Here is a 4,134-nt window from a genome sequence, read left to right on the forward strand (position 1 = left end):
CTCCCACCACCGCCCGCCCTGAGGGCTCCGACCGGGAGCTGGCCGATCTGGAGGCGGGCCTCGACGCCCTGGAGACCCGAACCACGCCGGACGCGCCCCGGTGGGGCCGGCTGGTGCGCACGAAGATGGTGCCGCCCCTGGTGGCGGTCGCCTTGGTCCTGACGGTGTGGCAACTCGCCCATCTCTCCGGGATCAAGCCCGATTACGTGCTTCCCGGCCCGTGGGACGTGTGGAACGAGGTCGACACGATGTGGCGACGGGGCACCCTGTTCGACTTCGTGTGGACGAGCGTCTCCCGAGGTCTCCTCGGCTTCGCCGTCGCCATCGCCATCGGCACCCCGCTGGGTCTGCTCATCGCACGGTTCGCCGTGGTACGGGCCGCGATCGGCCCCATCGTGACCGGGCTGCAGTCGCTCCCCTCCATCGCGTGGGTCCCGGCGGCGATCATCTGGTTCGGGCTGAGCAACGGCACCATCTACGCCGTGATCCTGCTGGGTGCGGTGCCCTCGATCGCCAACGGCATCGTGGCCGGGGTGGACCAGATACCGCCGATTCACCTGAAGGTGGGGCGGGTGCTGGGTGCCCGCGGTTTCACCGCCGTGCGCCACATCCTGCTGCCCGCCGCCCTCCCCGGCTATGTCGCGGGCCTCAAGCAGGGGTGGGCCTTCGCCTGGCGCTCGCTGATGGCGGCCGAACTCATCGTCCACTCCCCCGACCTGGGCACCGGTCTGGGGCAACTCATGGAGAACTACCGGACGCTGTCCAACATGTCGGGGGTGCTGGCCTCGATCATCCTCATCCTGCTGGTGGGCATCGCCATCGATCTTCTCCTGTTCTCCCCGGTGGAACGCCGCATCCTGCGCAATCGGGGTCTGCTCACGCGCGCCGAGGGGTGACGTGCCCCCGGCCCCGGGCCCGGGCGGCGGGCGCCGGAGGAGGGGAGGGGAAGAGGGGCCGTCGCAACGTTCTCGCGGGCGGGCCATGGCGGCCGCCCACCGTTCGTCGCTCCCCCCACGGGCAGGACAGCCGGGTTCCGGGCCCCGTGGGCTCAGCGGTCGGGTTCCCGCTGGAGGTACAGGGCGCGTTCGCCGGAATCGGGGTCGATGTCGGTGAAGCCGTGCCGGGTGTAGAAGCGCCGGGCGTCCGTGTCACCCTCGTCGACGTTGATCTCGACCAGGGAGACGCCCTCCTCGACCGCGTCGGCGAGCAGACGCCTCATCAGGGCTCCGCCGATGCCGCGCCCGCGCAGGTGGGGCGCCACGTAGAACTCGTCGAGGAGGGCGACCGGTCCGCGGTACCAGACGTTCGGCCGCCGGGTGACCAGGGCGACACCGACCGCCGGGTCACCCGCGAGGAGCGCGGTGGTGACGGGTTCGGCGAGCAGTCGCTCCAGGCGGGCGGCGAGGACATCCACGCCGGGGGTGGGCGTGGCGAACTCCGTGTTGAAGTCGTGCAACAGCCGGGCGACCACCGGGGCGTCCCCCGGACCGGCCGACCGCACGGCGGGTGCGTCAGGGACCATGCCCTCACCCTACGTCCGTCCCGCCCCCCGGCGGAGCGACCATGCCCCGAGGAGCTCACCAGAATGGTGGTACATTCGTACATGTACGAATGTACACAAGGAGAGGCATGGGATCGACGGAGCAGGCGGAACACCGGGGGCGGCCGGCGCATCGGCGTGCACGGGACCCCGAGGGGCGGCGGGCGGCCATCGTGGAGGCCGCGGTGGCGGTCATCGCCGACCACGGCATCGGGGGGACCACCCATCGCCTCATCGCCACGCGCGCCGGTGTCCCCCTCGGGTCCACCACCTACTATTTCCCCTCCCTCGGCGATCTGGTGGACGCGGCCCTGGCGAGGGTGGCCGACGAGTGCCGGAGCACCCTGGCCGGGTGGGGGGAGGCATTGGCCGCGGCGCCCGACACCCCCGGGCCGGTGATCGCCGGAGCCGCCGCGGGGTACCTGGAGAACCGGGACCGGGCGATCGTCGAGTACGACCTCTACCTCGCGGCCGCCCGGGACGAGCGGCTGCGGCCGTTGGTGGACGCGTGGGTCGGGGAGATGACCCGGGTGGTGGCGACGGTCTGCGACGCGCGGACGGCCGGGGCTGTCACCGCCCTGGTGGACGGGGCACTGATCCAGGCGCTGGTGACCGGTCGTCCCCTGGACGGCGATCTGCTCGCCCGGAGCGTCGAGAGCCTCATCACCGGTTCCGACTCCGGCGGAAACCTGCGGAAGGACGCCCCGGAATCCTCCCGGGGCGGAACACACACACGGGAGCGGAAGCAGTGGAGATCGGCGGACTGATCGGGGTCTTCCTCGGCGGGGCACTCCCCTGGCTGGAGGCGATCATCGTCATCCCGGCGGGGATCGTCGCGGGCCTCAACCCGATCGCGGTGACCGTGGCCGGTCTGACCGGGAACCTGCTGACGGTCGCCCTGACCGCCTACTACGGCGAGCGGCTGCGCCACTGGTGGTTGGATCGGCGGGCCCGGAGGGCCGCCCGGGCACCGGTCGATACGGCGGGGACGGCGCCCCCGGCACCGGTGTCCGAGCGGGCCGCGGCTCGTCGGGAACGCATCCGCCGCATCCTCAATCGATGGGGCATGCCGGGGCTGGCCGTCCTGGGGCCCCTGGGCATCGGTACCCAACTCTCGGCGGCGGTCGCGGTCTCGATGGGCGTCACCGCCCGACGGGCCACGGTCTGGGTGGGGACGGCGACCCTGGCCTGGGGGGCGCTCGCGGCGGGGCTGGCGATCGCCGGCATGGACCTGTTCGTCTCCTGACCTCCGGAAACCGCCCGACGGCCGGCCCCGTCGCCCGTCGAGGGCGGCGGTAACGGGGACGCCGCGCGCGCTCGTCCGCTCAGCGGCGCGGAGCGGGTCCGTTCTCCAGGTACTCGACCAGGGCCGTGCCCGGGCGGAAGACCGCTCCGTGGCCATCGGTGTCGAAGGTGCCGAAGCCCAGCACCGTGACGGCCTCACCGGAGCGAATGACCTCGGCGATGGCACCGGGGCGCTCGAGCGTCCCGAAGAGCGCGTCGATGACCTGTCCCGCCTGCTCGACCGAGAGTTCGGCCCCCGCGTCGGCGGCCTTGTGAAGAGTGCGTTCGGCCAGTTCGGTCCTGTCCATGTCCCGTCCCGTCCATCCTTCGTCGGTGCCTGTTTCGCCGTCCGGGTCCGGCGGACCGGACCCGGACGGCCATCGTGGCACCGGTCGGGATCCTCCGCCCCTTCCGCCGGTCCGTCCCGGCGAACGGGCCGGCGGGGTCAGGGCCGGGGATGGAGCGCGGCGAAACGGTGGAGGGACTCCGTGAAAGCCGTGAGGAAGTCCTCGCGGACCGCCTCCGGTACACGGTCCAGGGAGAGATGGGGGTTGAGGTCCTCCAGTTCGACCAGCAGGAGCCCCCCGTCCCGGGTCCGGCAGGCGTCGATCCGCTGGATACCGTGGTCGAGCGTGTTCCATTCGACGAACCGTCGGGCGAATTCCAGATCGGCCCCGGTCGGCTCGTAGGGACTCAGCTCCCACCGACGCCCGGGGTCGGGGGTGTACAGGGCGTAACGGAATACGCCGTCCATGTACAGGAAGGACACCTCGTACCGGAAGTCCACCAGTGGTTGGATCAGCAGTCCCTCTCCCGGGGTGGCGGGGAGTTCCGCGAGTTCCGAGGAGTCGAGGATCCGCAGACCGATGGAATCCGCGCCCACCTCGGGTTTGACGACGTACCGGTCGGCCGCCGGCAGCAGGCCCACCTCCCCCGGTCGGCCTACGGTGGGGATGACCGGGTACCCGGCCCGGGTCAGGAGCGGCAGGTAGCCCTTGCCCGCCATGTCCCCGCGACCGGTCAGCGGGTTGTACACCGGGACGCGGTGGGTCCGGACGTGTTCCCGGAACGCCTCGTACGCCTCCCGGTAGTGGATCACCGGGCCGCTGTTGCGGACCACGACGAGGTCGAAGGCGTCCATCAGGGCGACCGCGTCCCGCGGATGGCACAGGGCGATGTCGAAGTCCTCGCGCAGGCGGGAGGTGAGCAGGATGTCCTCGTCGCCGTACCGGCGTCCGCGCGCCGGATAGGCGAGGTCGGTGACGAACAGGACCTTGGGGCGGCGGGCGGTCATCTCGCGTTCTCCGGGG

At 72.0% G+C, this 4,134-nt stretch carries 6 protein-coding genes; 3 read left to right on the forward strand and 3 right to left on the reverse strand.

Going from position 1 to position 4,134, the window contains the following annotated elements; translation table 11 throughout:
• On the forward strand, window positions 1-896 hold an 896-nt coding region (locus tag FNQ90_RS14600; RefSeq protein WP_182606780.1), incomplete at its 5' end, for an ABC transporter permease.
• 152 nt (window positions 897-1,048) lie between these two features.
• Here FNQ90_RS14600 and FNQ90_RS14605 read toward each other — a convergent pair.
• Complete coding sequence (locus tag FNQ90_RS14605) at window positions 1,049-1,522, reverse strand: GNAT family N-acetyltransferase (RefSeq protein WP_182606781.1); 474 nt, start codon at window positions 1,520-1,522, stop codon at window positions 1,049-1,051.
• A 107-nt stretch (window positions 1,523-1,629) separates the two neighbouring features.
• Between FNQ90_RS14605 and FNQ90_RS14610 the strand changes: the two genes are divergently transcribed.
• Both FNQ90_RS14610 and FNQ90_RS14615 read left to right on the forward strand, forming a co-directional pair.
• Window positions 1,630-2,307: a TetR/AcrR family transcriptional regulator gene (locus FNQ90_RS14610; protein WP_182606782.1), complete on the forward strand. Its 678-nt coding sequence runs from the start codon at window positions 1,630-1,632 to the stop codon at window positions 2,305-2,307.
• On the forward strand, window positions 2,289-2,786 hold the full coding sequence (locus FNQ90_RS14615) for a small multi-drug export protein (RefSeq protein WP_323379967.1): 498 nt from the start codon (window positions 2,289-2,291) through the stop codon (window positions 2,784-2,786). Before FNQ90_RS14610 ends, FNQ90_RS14615 begins: the two co-directional genes overlap by 19 nt.
• A gap of 79 nt (window positions 2,787-2,865) precedes the next feature.
• Here the strand turns inward: FNQ90_RS14615 and FNQ90_RS14620 are convergent, their stop codons facing one another.
• Window positions 2,866-3,132 carry an HU family DNA-binding protein gene (locus FNQ90_RS14620; RefSeq protein WP_182606783.1) on the reverse strand — a complete coding sequence of 89 codons (267 nt, stop codon included), beginning with the start codon at window positions 3,130-3,132 and terminating at the stop codon, window positions 2,866-2,868.
• Window positions 3,133-3,269: 137 nt separating this feature from the next.
• Entirely contained in the window at window positions 3,270-4,118 is an 849-nt protein-coding gene (locus tag FNQ90_RS14625; protein ID WP_182606784.1) for an ATP-grasp domain-containing protein, read from the reverse strand.
• Window positions 4,119-4,134: the final 16 nt, after the last annotated feature.

Source organism: Streptomyces alkaliphilus (assembly GCF_014141535.1).
Taxonomy (GTDB): domain Bacteria; phylum Actinomycetota; class Actinomycetes; order Streptomycetales; family Streptomycetaceae; genus Streptomyces; species Streptomyces alkaliphilus.

Coding starts and splice junctions, on each gene's coding strand:
- FNQ90_RS14605 (WP_182606781.1), bottom strand. CDS start 1,522: ATGGTCCCTGACGCACCCGCCGTGCGGTCGGCCGGTCCGGGGGACGCC.
- FNQ90_RS14610 (WP_182606782.1), top strand. CDS start 1,630: ATGGGATCGACGGAGCAGGCGGAACACCGGGGGCGGCCGGCGCATCGG.
- FNQ90_RS14620 (WP_182606783.1), bottom strand. CDS start 3,132: ATGGACAGGACCGAACTGGCCGAACGCACTCTTCACAAGGCCGCCGAC.
- FNQ90_RS14625 (WP_182606784.1), bottom strand. CDS start 4,118: ATGACCGCCCGCCGCCCCAAGGTCCTGTTCGTCACCGACCTCGCCTAT.